Origin of the sequence: Paenibacillus prosopidis (assembly GCF_003337375.1) — a bacterium.
Classification (GTDB): domain Bacteria; phylum Bacillota; class Bacilli; order Paenibacillales; family Paenibacillaceae; genus Pristimantibacillus; species Pristimantibacillus prosopidis.
Genome location: NZ_QPJD01000019.1, coordinates 43617 through 66673, shown reverse-complemented (window position 1 = coordinate 66673; position 23057 = coordinate 43617). Strand labels below are relative to the sequence as shown.

The following is a 23057-nucleotide window of genomic DNA, read 5'->3' as shown; positions in this document are numbered from 1 at the left end:
TAGCACTACTATTCGATGATTAATATATCATATTAATTTTTACCATACAATTCGTTTGTCATTTCAATAAACTGCTCCACATCGACAGCGGTTAGAGCGACAGCATCGCGCCAAAAGTCAATTTCCTCCACATTCACGCCAAGATGCTCCTTCGCGAGCTGCTCGACGCTCATTCGTCCGGTATCCCGCAGCAAGGAAACGTACCGTTCTTTAAAGTCCGCCCCTTCCTTTAGCGATCTCGCGTAAATGCCTGCGCTGAACAAATAGCCGAACGTATATGGGAAGTTGTAGAACGGCACATCCGTTAAGTAGAAGTGCAGCTTCGCTGCCCAGAAATTCGGATGCACTTCACCAAGCATATCGCAATACGCTTCCCGCTGAGCCGCTTCCATCAACGAGTTCAACTCCCCGGCGGATACAAGTCCTTCACGGCGGCGCTCGTAGAAACGGGTCTCAAACAAAAAGCGCGCATGGATGTTCATGAAAAAAGCGACCGATCGTTGAATTTTGTCCTCCAGCAGCCCCAGTTTTTCCTCCGGATCAACCGCTACTTTCATCGCGCAGTCCGATACGATCAGCTCTGCAAATGTCGAAGCCGTCTCTGCCACATTCATCGCATACTCTTGGGACAATGCAGGCAAGTCGTTCATGACATGCTGATGATAAGCGTGGCCAAGCTCATGCGCCAACGTCGAAATATTCGAGGCCGTACCTGAGTAGGTCATGAATATGCGGGTTTGCCCGCTCTTCGGAAAAGAGGTGCAAAAGCCGCCAGGCCGCTTACCGGCGCGGTCCTCCGCCTCAATCCAACCATCCTTAAATGCCATTTCGGAGAAATCAGCAAGCTCCGGGCTGAACGTTCGGAACTGATCTACAATAAAAGCGGCTGCCTCATCATACGGAATCGTCCGCGCCGCAGAACCAATCGGCGCTTCAACGTCGTGCCAGTCAAGCTTTTCTACCCCTAGCAGCTTCGCTTTTCGCTCCAGATATCGGACAAGCTCCTGCTTGCCATCCTGTATAGCTGTCCACATAGCTTGCAGAGTTGCTTCGCTCATACGGTTCATCTGCAGCGGCTCCTGCAGCACAGATTCCCAGCCGCGTTTCTCATACAGCTTTAGGCGAAAGCCGGAAATCCGATTTAACGTTTCGGCGCACAGGTCCGCTTGCTCCGACCATTCCCGCTCCCACTCTGCGAACGCAGCCTGCCTCACAGCCCGATCGCCGTCCGAGAGTCGGTTCTGCATTTGACCAGCCGATAAAATCTTCTTCTCTCCATCCTTACCGACATCGTTAAATTTTGCTCTAGATACGATCAAATTGTAATAATCGCCCCAGCCGTGATAACCGTCTACTGCCAAATCGCCGGCTAGCGCTTCTAACTCAGGAGCCATCTTCAGTTTCGCAAGCTCCCGCCTCTCGGCCAGGTTGAATGCAACCTCGGTCAGCTTCTCGTTTTCAATCAGCTTCGTCCATGCTTCATCATTGAGACCGCGAAGCGTATTATCGAAGCGTGTAAGTACGCCAAGAAACTTAGCGGCTAACGTCTTCACTCGGTCATTGAGCGAGCTGGCTGCTGAATCCTTAACATTTTGCGCCAATAAGCAGGAAACGAAAGATTCGGACTCGCGCAGACGCAGCAATACGCTTTGCAGCAGCTCCGTCATTGCCGCAATCTCCTGACTGCCAGTCCCAGCTTTCTTTGAAAGTGCGGCATCGAGCTTGTCTATATTTTCCCCGATGCCTTTCAGTTCCTGTGAAAAAGCAGCCGAACTTGAGCCTCCATCATAAAAAACGTCCAAATCCCAGGTTTGCGGAAATCCATTCTGCATCTGCTTCATCCTCTCTATTCAGATAAAAAAAGCCGAGAAAGGGTCGCGTTTTTATTTGCGCAAACCTTCCCGGCGGTGTATAACTTAATTATATCGAAAATGGAGGAATATCACCATGTCTAAACCGTTGCAAATATCAGCCGATACAGCCGTTAAGCTGGCAGAGCAGCTTGGCGTGCCGTTAGAGCATTTGATGCATATGCCTCGCCATATCTTATTGCAAAAGCTCGCAGAGCTTGCTAAGAATGACAGTCCCGCATCGCCCCCGAGTGAAGAAAAATCATGATTCCGTTTGAGAAAGCGTGGCCTTATGACATATTAATGGGTGATCTCTACGTATCAAGCTGTCCCTTTTGCAATGCGGACAATGTACTGCTCCCCGTACGTCCGTCAGAGCTTCAGGACATTCAAGACGGCATGAAGAGATTGCTCGTCTTCCCGTGCTGCCGCAATAAAGTTACGATAGTGGATGCTGACCGTGATTACTTGCTAACGGATCGCACACTTCGCAAACCCCGCCGCTAAGCGGTCGATGAGATGGTCGTATCCGCATGGACATGGCCATCCGGTTTCGATGTATCGCCGGACGAGCTTGCGCGGCCCGCTTCCATTTCCTCGCGGATTTGCTGCCACTGCTCGCGGCATGCCCGGATCATTGCCGCATCGATGATCTTTTTGTCGTTCACGACACGAGAGAACCATCGTACAGCATCGTTCAGTTCTCCAATACGACGATTTAACTCCCCAATAATATACATCAGCTTTGCGTTGTTAAGAGAGACGCCTTCCACTTCATACACGCGTATGTAGGCTTGCAGCGCAAACCGCATAAACCGCTTTTCTTCACTCTGGTTCGCTTCATAACGGTACAGCCAAGCAATGTGATGCAAAATACCTGCAAGCACACGATCCTTCTCACCAACAGCTTGGGCAGAAAGAAGTGCGAGCTTATAGCAGGTCATAGCCTGCTGAGCATCACGTTCACTACAATAGTCCTGCTTCTCCCAGCGAGCACCTATTTTATCTATGTACTGCTTCTTCTGCAGATCACTTAAGCGTTCAAGCCCATTTTCGGTCGAAGCAAATCCGCAATTCGGGCAAACCCGGACGACATAAAAGTCAGGATTTACATCCGTTTTATAATACCCGCAAAAGTCAGTGTCCGTCTTGACCGCTTTTTTGAAGCTTGGACGAACGCGTGATGTCATATAGGTTGATTCGCAGCATATGCATTCTATTTTCGATTGGTAGAGCGGTTCCATAGGGATCACGTCTCCTCTTCCGATGTGTTCACAAAGTGATGTGCAGGACCGGATAATCTGTCAAGGACGATCGCTTGCAGTTGTTCATCTAGTCCGACTTCTTGCAGGGCTCTTCGCATGCAGTCAAGCCATGCTTCCGCCCGCTCTGGAGTAATAGGGAATGGCAGATGCCGCGCTCGCATCATCGGATGGCCATATTGATCAGAGAATAACGATGGGCCTCCAAAAAACTGCGTTAGAAATAAATATTGCTTCTCTATAACGGGATCTATATTTTGTGGAAATAGAGGTCCCAGCAGCGGATGAGCCTGTACTTTTGGGTAAAAAGACTCAACTAATAGTCTTACTGTCTCAGATCCGCCGATCGCTTCATAAAGGCTTATATTCCTATTCATCGTCAATTTCATCTCCATTTTGTAGGTATTTAGTATTATATCACAAAAAATTTTTTTTCAGGGACAAAAAAAAGCCCGCATCGTTTTGCGGGCCTCATCATTTAGACGGTACTGCTTAACCTTCATAGTCCTCTTCACCAGGTGCTGTAAGAGATTCTCGTATGACATAGACGAAAGCACAGACAAGGATGCCAGCGATTATACTCATGCTCATCACTCCAACCATTTCAAAGGTAATTCCATTGTACCATAAAAAATGAAGGAATCCAGCTTTTTTGCAAGCGTTTTCTTAATATGAAAAATTTATTTTTTACCATGTCCAGTGATGGATCACCCATGTCCTACATATACGTTTAGGAGGGGTTGTACAACGCCTCGGTTCCGTATTATTTTTGACATTCAATCTTACAAGGAGGCGGTCATCTTGCTGCGCGCGCTCGTCCATCCTTTATCGATAACCGCACTCGCCGCACTATTTATTGTGCTGTTAATGACCGTCTTTCCAACCGAAACGCTGCACTCCTCGCTTCGTGGGCTCTCGATCTGGTGGCAGGTGCTTTTTCCAGCGTTATTCCCATTTTTCGTAATATCCGAGTTGCTGCTCGGCTTCGGGATCGTTCATTTTTTCGGCAAGCTGTTAGATCCGCTCATGAAACCATTATTTCGTCTTCCCGGCATCGGAGGCTTTGTCGTTACAATGGGCTATATTTCCGGGTACCCTGTCGGCGCAAGGCTAACCGCTCAGCTGTGGGAGCAGCGGCTTATCAACCGTTCGGAAGGCGAGCGGTTAGTCGCTTTCACGACGACGTCTGATCCTATTTTCCTAATCGGGGCTGTATCAGTCGGTTTCTTCCAAAATGTAGCGCTGGCACCCGTGCTTGCGGCGGCGCATTACGGCGGCGGACTGCTGATCGGCTTCCTCATGCGCTTCCACGATCGTCATGCTCCTGCATCGTCGGCTAACAGGCGCATCGGTACAGCTCCAGGCTCAACTGAAGCTTCAACTGAAACTGTAAAAAAACGCCGTCCCTCCCGCGTTGCGGAAGCGCTGAAAGCCATGCACGACGCAAGGCTGCTGGATGGAAGGGATCTTGGCAAGCTGCTGCAGGATTCCGTTCAGTCGGCGCTGCGTTTAATGATCGTCGTTGGTGGTCTTGTCGTATTCTTCTCCGTCGTGATGGAATTGCTTACGCATGCAGGCATCGTTGAAGCGCTTGCTGAAGCGCTCCGTTATTTATTCGGTGCAATAGGCCTGCCCAAGCAGCTGGCAGATGCAGGCGTTTTCGGCTTATTCGAGGTAACGCTTGGCGCTCGCGCAGCAGGCACTGCAGGTACCGGGCTGATGCATCAAGCCGCGATTGCCGCATGGGTACTTTCCTGGGGAGGATTATCGGTACATGCTCAAGTAGCCAGCCTGCTCAGCCGGACCGATTTGCGTTACCGCCCTTTTATACTGGCGAGGCTGCTGCATAGCTTTGTAGCAATGACGCTTGTATATGTCCTTTGGGGCTGGCTCGGACCATGATCAGTCGGGCTTATTAAGTCTCGCGCTCGGCTCATTGAAAATGAGGGCAATTTCCTTTATCATCTTAAGTACTATGGAGATCGGAAGGAGATTTACCTTTGAATTATGCGGTTATCGATCGAGGGGATTCGTTATCCAAAGCGTTAACGGAAAAGTTTCACCAACTAGCTGCAGAGCGCGGCTTCATTCGAAATGACGAAACGCCGGAAATCGTCATTTCCATTGGTGGGGACGGTACGCTGCTGCAAGCTTTTCATACTTATGTCGATCAAATTACGGATGTCGCTTTTGTCGGAATTCACACAGGCCATCTTGGCTTCTACGCGGATTGGCAGGCAGACGAGCTAGAGGAGCTTGTCGGAATGATGGCTAACGAAACACCGAGAATAGTAAGGTACCCGTTAGTGGAGATCGAGCTGGAAACGCCTACAGAAAGCCGTCACTATTTAGCACTAAATGAATTTACGCTAAAAGGTGTAGACGGGACGCTTGTCGTACAAATCAACATAAATGATGAAATGTTCGAAATGTTCCGCGGCGACGGAATTGTCATTTCTACCCCTTCAGGAAGCACGGCTTACAACAAAAGTTTAGGCGGCGCAATTGTCCATCCGTCAATTGAATCGTTGCAAATCGCTGAGATCGCATCCATCAATAATCGCGTCTACCGTACGCTTGGCTCATCGGTGCTGCTCCCTCAGCATCATCATTGCGACATCATCTCGAAGAAAGAGCAGCGGCTGCAGCTTACGGTCGATCATGTCAGCATTATGCGCAGCGACATCCGCTCCATTCGCTGCAACGTATCCAGCCGCAAAGTCAGCTTTGCCCGCTATCGTCCGTTTCCTTTCTGGAACCGGGTACGCGAAGCTTTCCTTGGATACGACGTACGTTAGCAAGCCGTTAACATTTTGTTAGGACAAGTATAGGCAAACCTCATTTCCCGTGATGCTGGACTCATGGCGAGTGAAGTTTGCCTTACTATTTTTACGAATAGCTATAAAATCCGATTTCAGCTTGTTTAAAAAGACCGATTGAAAGATTTTTTGCGGTAGCCCCCACAAACTTCCATATCTAACCGAATCCTCTCAGTAAGGCAACAATTACCATTTTGAGAAATGAGGAGTGATCGGGTATGAAGAAGTGGTTATCGCTAATCGTAATAGGTTCCTTGCTTCTATTCAGCAGTACTGCAATGGCTAGTGGCGACAAAGGAAAGCATGAACCAAAGGATCACGGGAAGAACGTAAAGGAATGTGTACCGCCGGGCTTGCTGAAAGCGCTCGATAAAGTTAAGAATGAGAAGGCGAGAGCGGCTATAAAAGCGAATATTGAAAAGCATCAAAAGAAATGTAAAGAAGATAAGGATGAAGAAAACCAAGGCTTATCGGATGCTCAACGCGTTTCCGGGGACAAAGCAACACTGCAAATCCGTTACGCAGACGGGAATCGGGCCGATTGGGTAACGAGTGCTATCCAGCTTCCCGTTAAAGGGAATAATGGCTCTGCCATTACGTGGAGCTCCAACAAACCGAATGTTATTTCCAATAATGGACTAACTGTGAACCGGTCGCAATCGGCGGATGAAACCGTCGTGATGACGGCTAACCTTCGCTACAACCAGGCAACGGCCAGCAAGACGTTTACGTTGATCGTCAAAGCAGTCCCAGCAACTATGACGGATGCGCAAAAAGCGGCTGCTGATCTGGCTGGGCTCCAAATACAATTCAACGGCACGGATACGGCCGACCGCGTGACGCAGCCGTTAAAAGCGCTTCCCGCCAGAGGTAACAACGGCTCGACGATCACATGGTTCTCCGGCGCCCCGACGATTATTTCAAACGATGGAAAGACTGTTAACCGACCGGCCTCCGGCAGTGGAGACGCGATCGTCATCATGACGGCGTATGCCGTTAACAACACCGCCTCTGCGACGAAAACCTTCCAGTTAACCATTAAACAGCAGCTCACGGATGCACAGAAGGTCGCAAGCGACAAAGCTGCCCTTGATATTGATTTCGGCGGTTCGGATACGATAAGCCGCGTTACCCGGCCGTTAGATCAATTACCAACGGCAGGGGCAAACGGTTCGGGCATCCTTTGGAGCTCCAGCGCTCCGGATATCCTTTCAGCCGACGGTAAAACCATTCATCGTCCCGCGGTTACGGCAGGAGACGTAACAATAGCTCTGACTGCCGTCATCACGAGTAACGGGGTGTCGGACCTCAAAGTCTTTTACTTAACTGTCAAAAGAGAATTTACGAGCGTCGAAAAGGTAGCTGCCGATAAAGCGGACCTGAATATTACATTCGCCGATAAGGATTCCGCGGGTTCCGTCACCAAACCGATCGGACTTACCGGCATAGGTTATTACGGCAGCACGATCGTCTGGTATTCGTCTAACCCGTCCGTCATTTCCGATAATGGAACGGTCGTAAACCGCCCGGCTCATGGCAAAGGCGATATTACAGTAACAATGATGGGACTGATCAGTAACAATGGAGCCGGAGATATAAAAACGTTCACGCTTACTGTGAAGCAGCTTCCATAAGCAGGTTGTTTCAGGTCTGTTCTTTGTCATCAAATGGCGAGGGCAGACCCTTTTACCATCAGCATCCGCTTCACTAAGCTCAAAAGCTGTTTTGTAATTCTAACGGCAAAGAAATGGTGCAAACGGTTCCTTTGCCTTTTTCACTTTCATAAACTATGCTTCCTTTCATCGCCTCAATGATTCGTACTGCAACAGAGGTGCCGAGTCCTGTCCCACTTTCTTTCGTGGTATAGAACAGAGTCCCGATTCGCTTGATCTCTTCTGGGGTCATCCCTTTGCCTTTGTCAATTATTTTCAGTTCAACTCGATCACCTTTTACTACCAGTTTTATTTGTACTACTGCCTTTTCAGGTGAAGCTTCTACTGCGTTTTTAATTACGTTGACTAATGCTTGCTGCAGCTGACCGCGATCGGTGTACATATGAATTTGCTGTTCCACTTGGTTATCGAACTGTATTCCTTTGTAACTTGCCAACGGCGTTAAGAGTATAGTGATATTCTCAATTAAATCAGATAAAGAAAAATTTTCGTATTTTGTCAATTTTGGCTTTGAAAAGTTGAGATAATCATTAATGATTACCTCTGCTCTTGCAAGCTCATCTAACGCAAATTGTAAATAACTTCGATTTTTCCCCTCGACGATTGTTGCACTCATGAGTTGTAAAAAGCCTTGAACAACAGTCAACGGATTGCGGATCTCATGTGCAATGGATGCGGCGACTTCACCTAATGTCTTAAGCTTTTCTGCACGTTGAATTTCCTCTTTCATTAAAGCTCTTTCAAAGTTAAATTCCTGAAGCGTACAGGATAACCAAGTCCCTAAGGTTTGAATCAATCCAAAAAACAAAACTGCCCAGATGGGCTCAAAATCCAAGGGCTTTTCAACCTGTTTAAGGAATGTATATGAAATTAAAATAAGCAGCATAACAACAGAGGGGATTACGGAAATGAGGACCACTGCTCTTATTCGCCTGCGCCCGGTTAATCGAGCGATTTTCTTGGCAAATAATAAAGGTCCCAAAAACGCCAACGTAATGCTTATAAATCCAAACAATAGCGCGTCTCCGCCTAGATAAGTACGGGTAGCCAAAATCATCAGGAAATTAATAAAACCAGCAACCGGTCCACCGTACACCGTAGAAATCACAAGTGGGACATACCTGAGATCCCAGTATAAATCTAGTGCGTAGTATGAGAAAATCAGGCATAGTGAAGACGAAATCCCGTGCAAAAGACCTATCGCATAAGGAGAGTTGGAGTACCGAGAGCGGTCGCCAAACACGGTAAAGACTAAAACTGGAGCTAAGACAATAAGGACGTTAAGAAATAATTTTTCCAGCAACATGACCTTTTGCGAACCCCTTATTAAATGATTTATTATGCCTTACTCCCCTAATGGGCAACACTACCAATATTAATTCTTTATTTCTGTTCGATTTCCTCTTTATTACTATTACTGTCAATTATGATCCTCCTTGTTTTCCCACTAAAAAATAAGGCCAGTAAGTGGATATAAGACCTGCAATGAGAGACGCCAGTGTTTTCGCAGATCAGGATTCACTCTTATGCGGACATAGGATTCGCTATTTGTGTGAAAGATGCCTAAAATGCAAACTGTGCGACATAGGATCTGCTATAGCCTTAAAATGTACTTAAAATAACTATACGCCTGGCCGAGGACATTGGATCCGCTTCCATTCTTTCAAAATTTGCCTTAACATCTCAACGCTTACGTTAACTACCTTTAGTTGAGAAAAGGTCACCGGAAAAGAACAAGCTCAAACCGCCATATTTCTTAGTGGCGTTTGAGCTTGTTCTTTTATATATATTGCTTATTCATCAATAGAAAAACCATCCAAGCCTTGTTTCTGCAAGTCCTCGGCTACAATTCGTGCGAGTTCCGCTGCTCCTTGGCGATTAGGATGTAAGCTATCTCCCGTCATATAAAGCGCACTTGTAGCGATCGGACCTATTGATGTAAAGTATGCTGAACTTAAAACGTTAAGGTCAACGAGTGGAACATTTTCTTCTTGCGCCAAGGCCAGCGTGGCATGCCGATACCATCTGTTCACGGAAGTGTGCACGCCCTCGGAATTAAAATCTGTCGCTCTGCCTTGAGGAGTGGATAAGACAACAGTGGCACCTGTAGCTATAACTTGCCCGACCATATCGCGCATAATCTCTTTGAATTCCGCTTCGGTCGTATTGTTTTTTGGGTTTGTATCATTTATTCCTAACTGCAGTATAAAATAATCTCCTGGCTTAATGTACTTCAGTATGGCTTCCAGTTGTCCATCATTCCGGAAACCCCTTGCAATCTGACCGCCTGAAGCCATATTTCTCACTTGAAATGTTTTTGCGCTAATAAAGTCCGGAAAAAGTTGTCCCCATCCGGCCTGCACACTACTGTCTAACGGATAATAATTACACACGGTCGAATCTCCGCCTATGTAGATCGTTCTATTAGTAACAGGAGTATCAGAAAGCTTCCTGATCTTTAAGGCGCTTAAGGTGAAAGCCGTACCTGCCTTGCCTTCCGTTACGAGTATGTTTAATTGTCCGTCTGTAATCGGAATTTGAAATTTATCTGCAGCGGAATTTCCTGTCATATTGATGATTTGATAAACCCCTTCCGCCGCCACGCTTGCTCTTGCGGTGTTTCCTAATGTGACCTTAATCTCGTAAAGTCCATTTGGAAGATCTACATTAAACGTGTTTGTGCTTTTCGTGCCATAAGTTAGAAATTGAACGGCATCGCTTGCCTCACCCGTGCCGGATGCAGTAACATTCAGCATATTTTCCGGCGTATTAAATCCATAACCTTTTGTCTGGCTGTAGCTTTCAGAAGCGCTGACCCCAATATAACCCGATTCCACACTACCGCTGCCAAAATCAAACTTTAACTCGCTCATTGTCGCCTCAACATGCAAATTCGGCATGACGCTAAATAAGACGGCCACCATAAAAAAAGCACATAACGCTTTCATCCATTTCCCCTTATTCACTATAATCGCTCCTTTGCAATAAGTAAGCTTCAATCGGCAAATCTAAATCGCGAACGCCTTCGCTAACAAGTCTTGCAATTTGTTCGGCCCCGAACTCTTGAAAGTGGGTATTATCCTGTACGCCGTTCGGCCAGTTCGGATATATCCCTGGTTCCAGCCAAAAGAAAAGCGACTTGGATTCCTCAATTCCGACCGAATTGTAAAACGCGATGCTTCTTGCATTCAAATCGAGCAAAGGTACGCTTTTCTCCGCCGCCACCTGCTGCATGGCCTCGTAATAGTCCGGAAAATCATTTTTGAAAAGGCCTGCGCTATCCCAGCTTCTTCGTCCCACTGGCGTAATAAGCACGGGCTGCGCTTGCCGCTGCCGTGCGCCGTCAACATACATCGCCAAGTATTGCTTAAAAGTGGTATAAGGATCCGTATGCCGCTCGGGTACGCTGGAAGCATCATTGTGTCCGAACTGAATGAATAAAAAGTCATTCGGACGAATTTCCGTCAGAATGTTATCCAGGCGCCCGTCCTTGACAAAGCTCTTGGAGCTCCTGCCTCCAATGGCTTTATTGGTGAAGGTCACATCTTTTGTAAAATAATTCGCGATTTTTTGTCCCCAGCCGGCTTGCGGATAATAACGGGAAGAATAGGTCATCACTGTCGAATCGCCTGCTAAATACACGTTCGGTACTTGACCCTGAACACGATTCGGCAGTTTGGTTAGCACCAATGCATTCATGCGCGCATCCGAACCTGCCAGCTCCAGGTTCATTTGACCGTCAATGATGGCGATGTTAAAGGAAACGGATGCAAATTGGCCTGCTGCAGTCGATACCGCCCTTACTTTCGTTATCCCTTCCGAAACGCCATCCATGAGGTTCGCACTCGTTTGATCGCCCGCTATCAGAGTTACCTGATAATCCCCGTTCGGCAGATCCACATCAAAGGAGGTCCCGCCCGGCATCACGAAATCACTGCGAAGATTATCGGGAGCCTCGCGGTCCGCGGAGGTAACCTTCGTCACATCCGCAAAACCGAATCCTCTGCCGGTCGTGTATTCTGTATTCTCCAGTATTTTCTCGTAACCCGGTTCTACGAGGCCGGGACCAAAATCAAACCGGTAAACCTTTGAAATTTCTATAGCATTTACCGCAGGATAAGTACCGGAAAAGGCCAGGTTCAATTGACCGTCTTGAACTTGAACCTGAAAGCTCTGTTGATCAAATTTCCCGGCGGCGGCGGAAAAATCCGCTGCGTGAACGGATTCTGCCGTTACGCTCATGGACGATGGGGCCTCCTGGTCACCGGATATAATGGTAACTTGATAAGTGTGATCAGGAACATTCGCTTTAAACGAGGTATCGTTCGGCAGGCATAAATCGCCGCGAAGCGCGTCAGGATACTCCCGACTCTGGGAAGTGACCTTAGTAGCATCCTCAAATCCATACCCTAGCGTCACGTTGAAAGCGCTAGACGGTAACAGCTGTGTATAACCAGTAGCCGCCGCCCCTGTCCCGCAGTCAAATAGAAGCAGCGATTTCTTGGAGGGGGCCGCCTCTGCTGCCGGAATGACGGATTGAACGCTACCAGTTCCGATTACACTTAACAATAGAGTAATGATTACCATGTTTTTGATTCTTTTTTTATTCATCTACTCATCCTCCGCATTTATTTTGAATGAAAAAAAGTAAGCTTCCCACCTCCCTTTATCGTTTAAAATAAATTTATACAAGTCAGTATTTTCCATCAATAAGAACTTTTTGCATATAACAAATAAGTTATGATGAACTGGCCTATAACGGTTTAGCATTTTTTTGCCGGACTCGCACTTTCTTGTCAGCAAAAATATTCAAACCGTTTAAATATCTCCTATTTACGAAAGATGGTTCCATAATTTACTTTAAGCATGTCGCAATCAAAGACAGCATTCCATAGAGGAGGATTTGATGATGAAAAAGAAAAAACAGAAAACGCCGTGGAAGCGGCGGGCTGCCCTTACCGGAGCTTGTCTGCTTGCATCACTGCAAATCGTCACGGTAAGCGCTCCATTGAGAGCGGTTGCGGAATCAGGTTCGGTAATATTAGCTACAACAGAGGGAAAACGGCAAATGGAGTTTCTGGACCGCGGAGTTACAGCTGTTAAAACGGACAATGGTGTATTTGTAAGCTGGCGGCTGCTGGGCACGGATCCGGCAAGTATTTCCTTCCATGTATATCGTGATGGAGTAAGATTGAATGATACGGCTATAACTTCCTCCACGAACCTCCTTGATCCGGAAGGAACGACAGAGTCCCGTTATACCGTCACGCCTATATGGAGCGGCAAGGAACGGCAGCCGTCGGGACCGGCCTCCGTATGGGGGCAAGCTTATCGCGATGTACCTCTTCAAAAGCCGGCTGGAGGCATCAATCCTGACGGTTCAGCCTACACGTACAGCGCGAATGATGCAAGCGTCGGGGATTTGGACGGAGACGGTAAATACGAATTGATCGTCAAGTGGGATCCGTCCAACTCGAAGGATAATTCCCAGGACGGAACTACCGGTCCCGTCTATATGGATGCCTACAAGCAGGACGGATCGTTCCTGTGGAGAATCAGTTTGGGACGTAATATTCGAGCCGGTGCACATTATACGCAATTCATAGTATATGATTTGGATGGCGACGGCAAAGCGGAACTGGCCTTTAAAACGGCTGACGGCACCATTGACGGGGCCGGCAAAGTAATAGGCGATCCAAATGCCGATTACCGCAATTCGGCCGGCCGCATCTTGTCGGGACCGGAATTCTTGACCGTATTCGAGGGGGCCACCGGCAAGGAGCTGGTGACTATTCCTTACAATCCGCCGCGCGGCAATGTGAGTGACTGGGGAGACGGCTACGGCAACCGGGTGGATCGGTTCCTGGCTGGCATCGCCTATTTGGACGGAAAGCATCCAAGCTTGATCATGGCCCGGGGATACTACACACGGACGGTGATTACCGCATATAATTGGCGCGAAGGTCAGCTTTCCGAAGTATGGACGTTTGATTCCAGTACCCCTGGACTATCCGGATACGCTGGTCAAGGGAATCACAACCTGAGTGTGGCCGACGTGGACAGCGACGGCAAAGACGAAATCATATACGGCGCCTGTGCCATTGACAATAACGGCCAAGGCCTGTACACCACGGGTCTCGGACACGGCGACGCGATGCATCTAGGGGACCTAGATCCGGGCAGGCCTGGGATGGAGCTCTTCCAAGTCCATGAATCAAAAACTGCTGCTTACGGCTTGGAATTCCGTGACGCAGATACGGGGGAAACCATTTGGGGTCTGTTTACCGGTAAAGATACGGGACGCGGAATGTCAGCGGATATCCATCCCGGTTATCCGGGCGAGGAAGTGTGGGCTTCTGGCGGATACGGGCTATTCAGTGCATCCGGTGTCAAGATAAGCAGTACACAGCCGAATTCCATCAACTTCGGTATCTGGTGGGATGGCGATCTTCAGCGCGAGCTGCTCGATCATAATTGGAACGCCACAACCGCCACAGGCGTCGGCAAGATCGAAAAGTGGGACTACGTCAACAACCTGCCTGTAACGCTATTATCTGCGGACGGAACACTCTCAAATAATCATACCAAAGGTACCCCTAGCCTCCAGGCTGATTTGTTCGGCGACTGGCGGGAGGAGGTTATATGGCGCACAGCTGACAGTACGGCATTGCGGATTTATACGACGACGGACGTTACCGGATACCGGCTTCCTACACTCATGCACGATCCCGTATACCGTCTGGGGATCGCTTGGCAGAACGTAGCCTATAATCAGCCGCCGCATACAAGCTATTACCTGGGCGAGGGAATGAATCCTCCTCCATCTCCTGCTGTTTTTGTAGCAGATTAAGGCCGGCGCTTAGGCAGAATAATTATAATACATGTAAAAAAGACACCGGAAAGCTCCAATTAGGAGCGTCCGGTGTCTTTGTTTGGTCGATTCATTTCGGCTGATGCGGCTGCGGCTGCGGTTTCGCTGGCAGCTAGCCGGATCGGCTTTTTACCCCGATGGTCGTTGCCGCGGTAGCCCTTGCGCTGCTGCTGCTCACGCCGGCCGCCTCCGCCCCTGTTATCTCCGCCGCTTCGGTTGTCGCCGCGCTGTCCGCGATTATGCCTTTCATGCGTCGGTGCAACGGCAGCTTCCCGTGCGCTGGCTACCTCATCATCATCCGCTTCCCCAGCTTCAAACAATTCCGAATAGCCAGCCTCTGCTGCTTCGCGAAGATCGGCAGCCTCCAGTCTCGGATGCTGATCCTCTAGGTCGAAGTCATAATCTTCCGGTTCCTTTTTCGTGCTTTGCGTTTTTTCAAGAATGAAGTACGCACAGCCGAAATTACAATATTCGTTGATGTAATCAGGCATATTCGAAAAGGTACTTTCCTTTGAAGCCTTCGAATGGTTATCTCGAAAGAAGCCCTTCAGCCGCAGCTGACTGTAGCCCCAGTCGCCCACAATAAAATCGTATCGTTCCAGCACTTCACTGTATCGATCCCGAAACGCTTCAGGATTCCATCCGTTTCTGTTTTCATGTACTATTTCATAGGATTTGCCGCCGATATGAATCAATGCCATGTTCTCCACCTCATCTGAGCGTCAATTACATGCTGCTTGAGCAAGCGCCTGAGGAAACCTCACGGTCAATTCCCGCTTGGGCGTTATCTGCAGCAATGGCTGCGTGTGCCGAATCGGTTTGCTCATGCGCATGATAAGAGCTGCGTACTAACGGCGCGGATTCTACGTGCCGGAAGCCGCGTTTCAGCCCTTCTTCTTTTAGTTTTGCAAATTCGTCCGGGTGGACATAACGTACGATCGGCAAATGGTTAGGCGTTGGCTGCAAATATTGACCCAGCGTCAAAATATTTACATCGTTGGCGCGAAGATCATCCATCGTCTGCAAAATTTCATCCCATTCCTCTCCTACGCCGAGCATGATGCTCGATTTGGTTGGAATATTCGGTTTCATCTCTTTCGCACGTCTAAGCAGTTCCATCGTTCTGCTGTACTTCGCTTTCGCCCGAACGCGGTCCGAAAGTCTCTCCACCGTCTCAACATTATGATTCAAAATATCCGGATTAGCATCCATTACAATTTGCAGCGCTTCTTTATTACCTAGAAAATCGGGAATAAGTACCTCCACGCGGCAAAAAGGCATCCGTTTGCGAATCGCACGAACGGTTGCAGCAAATATAGATGCTCCGCCATCTTTTAGATCATCGCGTGCAACGGATGTGACAACGCAGTGCTGTAAGCCCATTTGCTCGGCTGCTTCCGCTACCCGTTCCGGCTCTTCCAAATCGAGCTCGGTTGGCATACCCGTCTTAACCGCGCAGAAACGGCAAGCGCGCGTGCAAATATCGCCCAAAATCATGAATGTAGCTGTCCGGTTGGCCCAACATTCATAAATATTAGGACAGCGTGCTTCCTCGCAAACGGTGTGCAAGGTTTTGGAACGCATCATATCTTTAATTTCGGCAAAGTTGCCGTCTGTTGCTAATTTTATGCGAAGCCAATCAGGCTTTTTCAGGGTTTCCTGCTGTTTCATGCGGCATTACCTGCTTTCACGTTCATTTATAAGTCCAAATCTCATGGGTTTATTATAACATGTTTCGAATAAAAACCAATGATTTGCGAAACATAACGTTATAACCGTCATGCTTTTGAAAGGGTGAGACGATTGAAACTGACTATACCTCTTGCAGCAGCGTTAACTGCAGCCACCTTGCTCATTGTCCAGCCAGTCAGCAATGTGATCGCATCCCCTGGTCAATCCAAGCAGACAAAAGCGGCAAATGAGCGGGCAGCTGCGGCAGAGCCGAATGAGCTCACTGCAAGAAGAAGCTTGTATGACAAATTAAATGTACTCACTAACATTCCTTGGTATTGGATAGCGGCAATCGATCAGTATGAGCGTTCCATGTCCAAGGCAAGGCCGAAGGCCCGGCCTATGCTTGGCAGTTCCGTCGGCGTATTTATCGATCAAGAGCGCTGGGCAGGACCTTTAAATCCGGATTTGGAGGATAGCTCCCCTGTATCCATCCGCTGGTTTAATGGCATCGGCCGCGATGGTGACGGTAACGGGCACGCCGAGCGAACAAGCGATGTTGACCTGCTGTACTCTCTTGTAAACAGCATTTCCACCTACGGGACAGCTGAAGATGATTTCTCAATCGGGCTTTGGGAATATTATCAAAATAGCCGCTCCGTTCAACGCATTCAGCAATTTGCCCGAATCTACGCTCAGTTCGGCCGACTCGATCTGTTCGAGCATGCATTCCCTGTGCCGGTAGGTAGCAACTACTCATACCGCAGCACATGGGGAACGGGCAGGAGCTGGGGCGGAAGGCGAACCCACGAGGGTACGGACATTTTTGCCAATCATGGCGTACCCGTTCGCAGCACCTGCTATGGCGTTATTGAAGTAAAGGGCTGGAATCCTTATGGAGGATGGCGGATCGGCATACGCGATCTGAACAACTTTTACCATTATTACGCTCATCTGTCCGGCTATGACAAATCGGTTAAAATAGGCGATATCGTGAAGCCCGGTCAAGTTGTGGGCTGGGTCGGTAGCTCAGGCTACGGCAAGCCGGGTACGCAGGGGAAGTTTCCGCCTCACTTGCATTACGGGGTGTATAGCGACCGCGGACTAATCGAGTGGTCGTTTGATCCCTATCCGATGCTGCGCCGCTGGGAACAAGCTGAGCGTAAACGGTTGCGATCCCGAAAATAAAGCAAGTAAAAACGACTTTATCGCCCTTCCAGGGTAATAAAGTCGTTTTTTTACGCAGGGGCTTATTATTCGGGTCCTGAATTGCCGGTATTGTTTGCGGCACCGTCATGAGTGTTAGTGTTACCCGCGCCCTCGCTTGGCGCTTCCGTTGTTTCACCTGAGTTGTCAGCACCAGAATCAGTAGGGTTTTCGCTGTTCTCGGAACTCGATGACACTCCTCCGCCTGTTCCCTGTCCGAGCGGAACGGATATGTTAGGCGCTTCCGCCGCCGACTCGCCTACCGGCTTGCCGGTATTGTCGTAATAGTACATTGGAACATCTCCGACTACGAGCAGGTACGAAATTGGAATTTCGGTTTCAACTAACTCCGGCTCGGTATCGAACGGAATGATAATCGTGACCTCCGCAACAATCCGTATGTATACCTCGACTAAAATCATATTTATTCCCGCGTCCTTCTGACGCGTGCTGAGATCGACCTTTACACTTCCAACGGGCTCGAACTTCACTGGAACTCTTGGTCCAAAGGAGGAAATAATCGCGCTGTTCAGCGCGTGTCCGATCGGAATATGCTCCGGGATATCCTTCATTTCACTTAAAGTACTCTGAACCGTATTTATCGTTTGTGAAGTGATGCTCATATGCTCAGCGTAATTAAGCATGAAGCCCGATATTTTTCCGTTGCTGTTCATCTTCCAATCAATCAGCTTCTCGGATTCAGAGCGCTGCGCAACCTGATCGGTGATCGCCTTGTTTATCGCCTGCGTTGCCACTTGTTTTACCCGTATTTTCGCGATATTCATAAGCGGCGGACGCAAATTCCGTTCCACATATACAAAGGCTTGAATCGAGAAAATCATTATCACGATAAGTGAAATAATGACAAAAGTCCGTCTCCGTACACGAGGTTTAGGCGGACGGGTGCCCCATGCGCCTGCAGTTCCTTCGCTATTGCTGCCTCGAGTTCGTCTGCCGAACGTGAAAACTGACCGACGCGCCCCCCATTTCCCGCTGCCGGAGCTCGAGCGGGCTCCCCATTTCATAGAGGAGGAACCTGATCCCGAACCCCATTTCTTCGGGATGGAGCTTGATGAAGCCGCGCTTGAGCGGCTGCCCCAGCTAACCGTCTTCACTTTAGAAAATGGACGACCCGACCAAAGCTGCATCCGGCTGCCGCCAAATGGACGAAAACGCCAGCCTTTCCTACCCCATTTCGCCAATCGGAATCCCTCCCGCATCATCCTGTCCGCTTTCTATACCCATACTTATGCGGGACTCGGCCAAAAAAGAAGAATGCCCGGCAACTCATCAGCGGCGGCGCCTATTCTTCAGGCAACGAGAAGCAGCCGGAGTGCCTCAGGTTCTTTTACGTGAAATGAGGTGCATTTCTGGCACCCCATTAAGGCCTCGGGCTCTTTTACGTGTAATGAGGTGCATTTCTGCACCTCATGACGAATTGTTCCGAGCATACTGGAGCGCTTTGTTTCTAACTACACTTACAACAAGGAGTGGATGTATGCGATATTCTCGCGCAGCAGCGTCTCCGATGGAGCAGAGCCGCTGAAGTCTTCGAAGCTGAGCCAGCCGTCGTAACCGACAGCACGTAGATCGGCAATGACCTGCGGCCAATGAACGATTCCCTCCGCGATCGGGGCCCACGCAGCCCGCCAAACCGGATCATGCGGCTTCGCTTGCTCTGAGGAGACAGCACCCCCGGCTCCTCCGACCGAGACTGGCATCGCAGCATTCGTTTTTTGCCACACTGCATTTTTCACATGGACATGCGCTAAATAGTCACCGAGAACTTCAATTCCAAGCTTGTATTGCTCGAAGCCCTCATAAACCATATTTCCCGGATCATAGATTACTCCGATCCGATCGGCATCAAATCCGTCAACCAGCTGGCGGGCTAGGGTTGCGCTTGATGCGATGTTGCCGAAATGCACTTCTATGGCACCCTTCACGCCATAGGTTCTGCTCAGCTCTTGCGTCTCGTGCAAATACTCGCGAGCTTCCTTCAACAGATCCGCATAATGGCGGCTGCGATCATAGCCAGGTACACCAATACGAATCGATGGTGCGCCAAGCACTTTAGCCGCGCGCATCGCACGCTCCGTTGCAATCAGGTCACCGCTTTGAATGTACGCCGCCACATTCGGCACTTCTAGGCCCGCATCATCGGTGAGCCGCTTTAATGCAACAAGCTCCTCCTCGGATGCGTCCGACTGTACGGTAGATAAATTATTTCCCCAGAACGACGGCGTTTCTTCGCGCTTAGCCCTATCGGATTTCGTAAATCGCCATTCGACACCATCATAGCCATTTCTGCTAAGCAGCTCTACGGTTCGGTCAAGCGTACAATCAGGAAGCATTACGGTAAAAACGGATATTTTCATACTCCACCTCGTCCATAAATTAGTTTTTAACGCTTTCCTAATCGTAGCATATCGCGACCTGCACCTCTTCGTTCAGCTTTGCCTATATGGTCTATTCATTTGACTGTGGTTGCTTTTGACGATGAGGACTTTGCAATCGGTAGCAGATGAGATAGACTGGAACAATAAAAATCGCACTTATCAAAGCAGGAGGCCACGAATGGCAGTCAATCGTCGCATTTTCACCGATCAGGATTTTGAAGAAGCTATCGAGAAGCAGGCGCGCATCCGCGTTTTTCAAGACAATCATATCGTCGACTCCAGCTCGCTAGTCGTACGATTTGACGATCGCATTGTCGTTACCCAATCAGGGGTAAGCGATATCGCTTATCACAACCGGAAAGAGTGTGAGTTTTTCGAGCTTAAAAAGCGCTAATACGCAACAAACACGGTGTCGTCCTTTTAACATAACAGGATGGCACCGTTTCGCATTTTAAAAGCCTGAAATGTGCAGCGATTGTATCTAGTACCTGGTACTACAAATAGTTGGTACTTTTGCAAACAGGAATAAGCTGTAAACTAAAGCTATCAACAACCACTTGATACAGGAGGCTTTCTCTAATGGAAAAAATGGAAACGATGCACGTTCGCAAACCAGCTAACTTTTACCGCCGCCGCAACACCCCGACTTACAGCTTTATGGCGTGGGCTGCCTTCCTCATCGCATGCGGCTTTGAATTTATCGGGATATACACGCTCAAGCAGCCCATGTCCGTGCAAGGCTATTACGCCGTAACCGGCATTCTTCTAATCATCACGTCCTTCCTTCTGCAAAAAGTAGCGCGCGATAACGACGAGGACAAATTTCTCAAGGATTACAATCCCGGTTACAGAAGCCGAAATACTTCCGCCTTCACGTTTATGGCATGGGCCGGCTTTATCATTGCTATCCTCGCTCAATATATTGGGATTTACACGCTGGAAGAGCCGCTCTACGTAAAAGGCTACTATGCTCTTGCAGGTGCCTTTCTGATCGTGGCCTGCCTTGTCTTGCAAAAAACGATTCGGGACAATGAGGAAGATCGCCTGCACATGAATGCTGCTGAGGAGTTTGAAAGTTAATAGGAAAGAGCAAAACCTCCCTTCATTTGAAGAGAGGTTTTTGCAAATTTTCTTAGATTTAAGGGAATGTAGGATCAGTAATAGTTTCTTTGCGATTGGCGCATAACTAAACAGAAGCCAAAGGAAAGGAGCATCATTCATGAGCGATCAACACAAACCCAACTCGCAGCATGTCGCGCCAAAATCAAGCGATCCGAGTAAGCAGGGAAGATCCGCAGCACAGAAAAAATCGAAATAAACCTCATTAAAGATGTTCTTCCATTTAAGGCTGCCGGTAACAATCGGCGGCCCTTGCTTGCTTCTTTTACTTTGCTAATGACTTGCTCATAATCCAGGCATGATCCGGGTCGTTATGGAATTTCCAGGCGCGGGCCGGACCGGCCATGACATTTAGATAGTAAACATCATAACCGGGCGGTGCAGACACAGGATGGTAACCGCGCGGCACCAGTACGGCTTGACCGTCTTGGACAATTAGCGTCTCATCCAATGAACGATCGTCCGTGTATACCCGCTGTATCGCAAAGCCTTGCTCTGGCTGAACCTTGAAATAATAAGTTTCTTCTAATAAGGACTCATCAGGAAGCGCATTACGGTCATGCTTATGAGGCGGATAGCTCGACCAGTGACCGTTAGGCGTAAACACTTCAACAACGAGGAGGCTGTCAGCCGGTTCCTGCTCCGGCAAAATATTATGAATTTGCCGTTCGATATTCCCATAACCCCGGGTTTCAACGCCTACCTGCCCCGGTGCGATGAGCCGCGCCGAATGATTACCGTTTCCGGGTGCGCTGCAAATCGCTACTTCAACATCCGTAAGCGCAACGATTTCATACTCATCCCCATTCGGAACATACACCGAATAAGGCGGTATTTTTTCAAACACGCTCATCCTCTGCCCGATATTTTGCCATGCGCATTGTGCTGTGGTCACGTTCGCCTTACCGCTGAGCAATACCAGACATACTTCTAGTTCCCCCGTTGCGCAGCGCAAGGATTGGCCCGCCGCAAGGCGGTGAACTTCAAATCCCACGTAGGTCCAACCTGCACTTTCCGGCGTTATGGACAACAGCTTCGTATCCTGGTCCGAATGGTGAACCGGCTTAACGATTAATTTTGACAATCCCCTTCACTCCTTCAATTGTCCAATCTACGCGAGCGTCATTCTCAGTTCATGAACCTCGCTCAGCTTTACCGGACGGTTCAAACTTACAGATAACTTCGCGGCTAACGCGATCTTCTCCGCTTGCAATCCGTCGTTCCCGTCTACGACAAGAGGCTTGCCGTTCAGAAGACTTTCAATGAATTGCTGGGTTTCATCCACATAAGCGCCATTGTAGCGTTCCAAGAAGAAATGAAGCGGTTTGTCAGAGACGATCCCTTCCGCAGTGCTTACGACCGCACTATTCGGATGATCGTTGGCTACTGTTACGCTTCCCTTGGACCCGAACACTTCCACACGCTGATCGTAACCATATACTGCCTTACGGCTGTTGTCGATCACGCCTAAAGCGCCATTCCGGAACCGGAGAGTGATGATTGCGGTATCTATATCCCCATATTTGCTAAATACCGGATCGACCAGCACTTGACCCTGTGCATACACTTCCTCAACTTCACTTCCGGATAAATACCTCGCCATATCGAAATCGTGAATGGCCATATCCATAAAGAGACCGCCGGATACTTTAATATAATCTTCACCCGGCGGGTTCGGATCGCGCGAAGTGATTTTAATCAGATGCGGCTCTCCGATCGTTCCTCCTTGGACATGCTCGCGCACCCGTTTGAAATTATGGTCGAAGCGCCGGTTAAACCCGATTTGCAGCTTTACGCCGGCTGCCTTGACTGCTTCGAGCGCTTCTTCCGTTTGCGATATATCCATGCTCACCGGCTTTTCGCAAAAGATATGTTTGTTCGCCTGTGCGGCTTGCTTGATAAGCGGTACATGAGTGTCTGTCGAGGAACAAATAAACACCGCGTCAATATCCGGATTGGACATAATATCGTCGCTGTTTTTAGTTACGATGCCAATCCCTCTTTCAGCTGCCCAAGCCTCGAGCTCTGGTCCCGCGAACAGGTCGCTGATTGCCGTTATTTTAGCATTTGGAAATCTTAAAATGTTGTCCGCATGAATTTTGCCAATTCTCCCGGCGCCAATAATACCGATATTTATTTTTTTCAATTCGCTCTTCCCCCTGCTCTTCCCGAGCTTCCGAATAAATG

General features: G+C 48.8%; 21 protein-coding genes and 1 pseudogene. 10 read left to right on the top strand and 12 right to left on the bottom strand.

What is annotated here, in order from left to right:
• Window positions 1-32: 32 nt before the first annotated feature.
• Window positions 33-1832: a M3 family oligoendopeptidase gene (locus tag DFP97_RS24885; protein WP_114383364.1), complete on the bottom strand. Its 1800-nt coding sequence runs from the start codon at window positions 1830-1832 to the stop codon at window positions 33-35.
• Window positions 1833-1947: 115 nt separating this feature from the next.
• Here DFP97_RS24885 and DFP97_RS24880 point away from each other — a divergent pair, with 115 nt between their 5' ends.
• Window positions 1948-2118, top strand: coding sequence for a YycC family protein (locus tag DFP97_RS24880; protein WP_114383363.1), 171 nt, complete (start codon window positions 1948-1950; stop codon window positions 2116-2118).
• Window positions 2115-2357 (top strand): hypothetical protein, encoded by a 243-nt coding sequence (locus tag DFP97_RS24875; RefSeq protein ID WP_114383362.1) that lies wholly within the window; start codon window positions 2115-2117, stop codon window positions 2355-2357. The genes DFP97_RS24880 and DFP97_RS24875 overlap by 4 nt, the downstream gene beginning before the upstream one ends.
• Here DFP97_RS24875 and DFP97_RS24870 read toward each other — a convergent pair.
• Together DFP97_RS24870 and DFP97_RS24865 are read right to left on the bottom strand one after the other, a co-directional pair.
• On the bottom strand, window positions 2354-3094 hold the full coding sequence (locus DFP97_RS24870; protein ID WP_114383361.1) for a DUF2225 domain-containing protein: 741 nt from the start codon (window positions 3092-3094) through the stop codon (window positions 2354-2356). The two genes, DFP97_RS24875 and DFP97_RS24870, sit on opposite strands and share 4 nt — an antisense overlap.
• 5 nt (window positions 3095-3099) lie before the next feature.
• The gene (locus tag DFP97_RS24865) at window positions 3100-3489 is read right to left on the bottom strand and encodes a globin domain-containing protein (protein WP_114383360.1); all 390 of its coding nucleotides are present in this window, start codon (window positions 3487-3489) and stop codon (window positions 3100-3102) included.
• A 424-nt stretch (window positions 3490-3913) separates the two neighbouring features.
• Between DFP97_RS24865 and ylbJ the strand changes: the two genes are divergently transcribed.
• From ylbJ to DFP97_RS24850, 3 genes are all read left to right on the top strand, one after another.
• A complete protein-coding gene (gene ylbJ / locus DFP97_RS24860) occupies window positions 3914-5014 on the top strand; it encodes a sporulation integral membrane protein YlbJ (RefSeq protein ID WP_181873670.1) in 1101 nt (366 codons plus the stop codon).
• A 98-nt stretch (window positions 5015-5112) separates the two neighbouring features.
• On the top strand, window positions 5113-5910 hold the full coding sequence (locus tag DFP97_RS24855) for an NAD kinase (protein WP_114383356.1): 798 nt from the start codon (window positions 5113-5115) through the stop codon (window positions 5908-5910).
• A gap of 239 nt (window positions 5911-6149) precedes the next feature.
• A complete protein-coding gene (locus DFP97_RS24850; RefSeq protein WP_114383354.1) occupies window positions 6150-7565 on the top strand; it encodes an immunoglobulin-like domain-containing protein in 1416 nt (471 codons plus the stop codon).
• 79 nt (window positions 7566-7644) lie between these two features.
• Here DFP97_RS24850 and DFP97_RS24845 read toward each other — a convergent pair whose 3' ends face one another.
• The 3 genes from DFP97_RS24845 to DFP97_RS24835 form a co-directional block, all read right to left on the bottom strand.
• A complete protein-coding gene (locus DFP97_RS24845) occupies window positions 7645-8910 on the bottom strand; it encodes an ATP-binding protein (RefSeq protein ID WP_114383352.1) in 1266 nt (421 codons plus the stop codon).
• A 487-nt stretch (window positions 8911-9397) separates the two neighbouring features.
• Window positions 9398-10504, bottom strand: coding sequence for a rhamnogalacturonan acetylesterase (locus DFP97_RS24840; RefSeq protein WP_245976596.1), 1107 nt, complete (start codon window positions 10502-10504; stop codon window positions 9398-9400).
• A gap of 58 nt (window positions 10505-10562) precedes the next feature.
• Window positions 10563-12215, bottom strand: coding sequence for a rhamnogalacturonan acetylesterase (locus DFP97_RS24835; protein WP_114383350.1), 1653 nt, complete (start codon window positions 12213-12215; stop codon window positions 10563-10565).
• Between the two features lie 295 nt (window positions 12216-12510).
• Here DFP97_RS24835 and DFP97_RS24825 point away from each other — a divergent pair, with 295 nt between their 5' ends.
• Entirely contained in the window at window positions 12511-14454 is a 1944-nt protein-coding gene (locus tag DFP97_RS24825) for a rhamnogalacturonan lyase (RefSeq protein ID WP_114383346.1), read from the top strand.
• 59 nt (window positions 14455-14513) lie between these two features.
• On the opposite strand, the gene DFP97_RS24820 is transcribed toward DFP97_RS24825, so the two are convergent.
• Together DFP97_RS24820 and lipA are read right to left on the bottom strand one after the other, a co-directional pair.
• Window positions 14514-15176, bottom strand: a complete 663-nt coding sequence (locus tag DFP97_RS24820; protein WP_245976588.1) for a YutD family protein — start codon at window positions 15174-15176, stop codon at window positions 14514-14516.
• Between the two features lie 25 nt (window positions 15177-15201).
• Window positions 15202-16146, bottom strand: coding sequence for a lipoyl synthase (lipA, locus tag DFP97_RS24815; protein ID WP_114383344.1), 945 nt, complete (start codon window positions 16144-16146; stop codon window positions 15202-15204).
• Between the two features lie 132 nt (window positions 16147-16278).
• On the opposite strand from lipA, the gene DFP97_RS24810 reads away from it, so the two are divergent.
• Entirely contained in the window at window positions 16279-17334 is a 1056-nt protein-coding gene (locus tag DFP97_RS24810; protein WP_245976587.1) for a M23 family metallopeptidase, read from the top strand.
• Between the two features lie 65 nt (window positions 17335-17399).
• Here the strand turns inward: DFP97_RS24810 and yunB are convergent, their stop codons facing one another.
• Both yunB and DFP97_RS24800 read right to left on the bottom strand, forming a co-directional pair.
• A complete protein-coding gene (gene yunB, locus DFP97_RS24805; RefSeq protein WP_245976586.1) occupies window positions 17400-18554 on the bottom strand; it encodes a sporulation protein YunB in 1155 nt (384 codons plus the stop codon).
• A gap of 276 nt (window positions 18555-18830) precedes the next feature.
• A complete protein-coding gene (locus DFP97_RS24800; protein WP_114383343.1) occupies window positions 18831-19730 on the bottom strand; it encodes a sugar phosphate isomerase/epimerase family protein in 900 nt (299 codons plus the stop codon).
• Between the two features lie 199 nt (window positions 19731-19929).
• Between DFP97_RS24800 and DFP97_RS24795 the strand changes: the two genes are divergently transcribed.
• From DFP97_RS24795 to DFP97_RS31760, 3 genes and pseudogenes are all read left to right on the top strand, one after another.
• The gene (locus DFP97_RS24795) at window positions 19930-20145 is read left to right on the top strand and encodes a hypothetical protein (RefSeq protein WP_114383341.1); all 216 of its coding nucleotides are present in this window, start codon (window positions 19930-19932) and stop codon (window positions 20143-20145) included.
• Window positions 20146-20330: 185 nt separating this feature from the next.
• Window positions 20331-20546: pseudogene (locus DFP97_RS32155) on the top strand (YiaA/YiaB family inner membrane protein); the annotation flags it as partial.
• An 84-nt stretch (window positions 20547-20630) separates the two neighbouring features.
• Entirely contained in the window at window positions 20631-20831 is a 201-nt protein-coding gene (locus tag DFP97_RS31760) for a YiaA/YiaB family inner membrane protein (RefSeq protein WP_245976594.1), read from the top strand.
• Between the two features lie 304 nt (window positions 20832-21135).
• Here DFP97_RS31760 and iolB read toward each other — a convergent pair whose 3' ends face one another.
• Together iolB and iolG are read right to left on the bottom strand one after the other, a co-directional pair.
• Window positions 21136-21954 (bottom strand): 5-deoxy-glucuronate isomerase, encoded by an 819-nt coding sequence (gene iolB, locus DFP97_RS24785; RefSeq protein ID WP_114383339.1) that lies wholly within the window; start codon window positions 21952-21954, stop codon window positions 21136-21138.
• Between the two features lie 27 nt (window positions 21955-21981).
• Window positions 21982-23016 carry an inositol 2-dehydrogenase gene (iolG, locus tag DFP97_RS24780; protein WP_114383338.1) on the bottom strand — a complete coding sequence of 345 codons (1035 nt, stop codon included), beginning with the start codon at window positions 23014-23016 and terminating at the stop codon, window positions 21982-21984.
• Window positions 23017-23057: the final 41 nt, after the last annotated feature.

What these genes read in the sequence shown, in the direction of transcription:
- DFP97_RS24885 (WP_114383364.1), bottom strand. Translation starts at nt 1,832, where the DNA reads ATGCAGAATGGATTTCCGCAAACCTGGGATTTGGACGTTTTTTATGAT.
- DFP97_RS24880 (WP_114383363.1), top strand. Translation starts at nt 1,948, where the DNA reads ATGTCTAAACCGTTGCAAATATCAGCCGATACAGCCGTTAAGCTGGCA.
- DFP97_RS31760 (WP_245976594.1), top strand. Translation starts at nt 20,631, where the DNA reads ATGGCATGGGCCGGCTTTATCATTGCTATCCTCGCTCAATATATTGGG.
- lipA (WP_114383344.1), bottom strand. Translation starts at nt 16,146, where the DNA reads ATGAAACAGCAGGAAACCCTGAAAAAGCCTGATTGGCTTCGCATAAAA.
- DFP97_RS24835 (WP_114383350.1), bottom strand. Translation starts at nt 12,215, where the DNA reads ATGAATAAAAAAAGAATCAAAAACATGGTAATCATTACTCTATTGTTA.
- DFP97_RS24865 (WP_114383360.1), bottom strand. Translation starts at nt 3,489, where the DNA reads ATGAATAGGAATATAAGCCTTTATGAAGCGATCGGCGGATCTGAGACA.
- DFP97_RS24845 (WP_114383352.1), bottom strand. Translation starts at nt 8,910, where the DNA reads ATGTTGCTGGAAAAATTATTTCTTAACGTCCTTATTGTCTTAGCTCCA.
- DFP97_RS24850 (WP_114383354.1), top strand. Translation starts at nt 6,150, where the DNA reads ATGAAGAAGTGGTTATCGCTAATCGTAATAGGTTCCTTGCTTCTATTC.
- DFP97_RS24800 (WP_114383343.1), bottom strand. Translation starts at nt 19,730, where the DNA reads ATGAAAATATCCGTTTTTACCGTAATGCTTCCTGATTGTACGCTTGAC.
- DFP97_RS24795 (WP_114383341.1), top strand. Translation starts at nt 19,930, where the DNA reads ATGGCAGTCAATCGTCGCATTTTCACCGATCAGGATTTTGAAGAAGCT.
- DFP97_RS24825 (WP_114383346.1), top strand. Translation starts at nt 12,511, where the DNA reads ATGATGAAAAAGAAAAAACAGAAAACGCCGTGGAAGCGGCGGGCTGCC.
- DFP97_RS24875 (WP_114383362.1), top strand. Translation starts at nt 2,115, where the DNA reads ATGATTCCGTTTGAGAAAGCGTGGCCTTATGACATATTAATGGGTGAT.
- DFP97_RS24840 (WP_245976596.1), bottom strand. Translation starts at nt 10,504, where the DNA reads ATGCCGAATTTGCATGTTGAGGCGACAATGAGCGAGTTAAAGTTTGAT.
- DFP97_RS24820 (WP_245976588.1), bottom strand. Translation starts at nt 15,176, where the DNA reads ATGGCATTGATTCATATCGGCGGCAAATCCTATGAAATAGTACATGAA.
- DFP97_RS24870 (WP_114383361.1), bottom strand. Translation starts at nt 3,094, where the DNA reads ATGGAACCGCTCTACCAATCGAAAATAGAATGCATATGCTGCGAATCA.